General features: G+C 37.7%; 1 protein-coding gene. It reads right to left on the bottom strand.

The genetic code is table 11. The features are described 5' to 3' along the window. Positions 1–1186, bottom strand: a 1186-nt coding sequence (locus BLR60_RS24575) for an IS110 family RNA-guided transposase (RefSeq protein ID WP_244155741.1), incomplete at its 3' end; no start/stop codon positions are given. Positions 1187–1259: the final 73 nt, after the last annotated feature.

Here is a 1259-nt window from a genome sequence, read left to right as displayed (position 1 = left end):
GATCCTTTAGGTTTAGTGCGCTACTTTCTTTTAAAACCGAGTATTCTTTTTGATATTCCTGTTTGCTATTATAAATCACATATATCATTTCTAACAGCTTTCTTTGAACTGCTACAAGTGCTTTCATTTTAATTCCATGTTTTGAAACTATCCGAAGATAGATTTCTGCAAAATTCTTATCATGTCTAACCGCTACCAGGGCAGGTAAATACATTGCCTTTCTTAGATGCCTGTTTCCCTTCTTGGATATTCTCGGCTTTCCTTTTACTGATGTTCCCGATTGTTTTTCTTTCACGTTCAAGCCAGCATAGCCTGTAAGCTGCTTTTTATTTCTGATCAGCTCGAACCCATTTGTTTCAGCCAAGACGATGATAGCGGTAAGTTCCCCAATTCCTGTGATACTACAGATACGTTTTATTTCTCCGTTTAAATTAGCATCACCGTTGACAAGCATTTTCAGATCAGCTTTTATTTCTTTTTCCTGCCTGTTCAACAGTTTAATCCTTTCATAGAACCGTTGCAGGCTGCGTTCATTCGGCTCCACTTCAGACTTTTCCGCATGGATCTGGTTCTTTACCATAACCCGTTCACTTACAATCTGATCGCGCTCTCTTGTGAGTTGTTGGAGCACATGAAAGACTTTCTTGGGCCTGTGCCATTGATCAAGATTTCTTTCCAGCCCAAACTGTGCAATCGCCGCAGAACAGCTTTTATCTGTTATGGTTTTGTCTTCCAGTGTCCGAATGTAATTACTTATTTTATTTGGTAGAACAATCGTTACTTCACGGCCACGGTCATAAAGGTAAAAGGCAAATTTTTGATGATAGACACCGGTAGCTTCCATTACAAAACGAACTTTAAACTCATCACTTGAAAGTTTTTTTGTCCAATCCAATAAGGCTAAAAAACCAGACTCATTGTTTTTGAAAACCTTGTGGGCATAAAGATCAATACTCAGATCATCCAACATCCTGCCGGCGGTAACTACCAACTCATTTTGTGCAACATCTACACCCAGTACTTCCTTCAATATTTTTTTCATCATTTTAAGTTTAATATAAAGTGATGAACCTCCCTTCGTTTTTTCTCCTGGTTGGATATCCTGGATATCATGACATACATAATTCCTTACATTCTGTTCAAACTCTAAGAGATAAAAAGGAAAGAGGTAGTATCTATCGGTCAATATACTTCATGAGTTATTTTGCCATCGGTCTACTCTCGATCCTTTTCACTTTATGCTTACTAAATTAAACATT

This window comes from Pedobacter terrae, assembly GCF_900100705.1.
In the GTDB taxonomy this organism is placed as follows: Bacteria; Bacteroidota; Bacteroidia; order Sphingobacteriales; family Sphingobacteriaceae; genus Pedobacter; species Pedobacter terrae.
The sequence above is the reverse complement of the archived record's forward strand: the minus strand, read 5'-3'. Positions and strand labels throughout refer to the sequence as shown.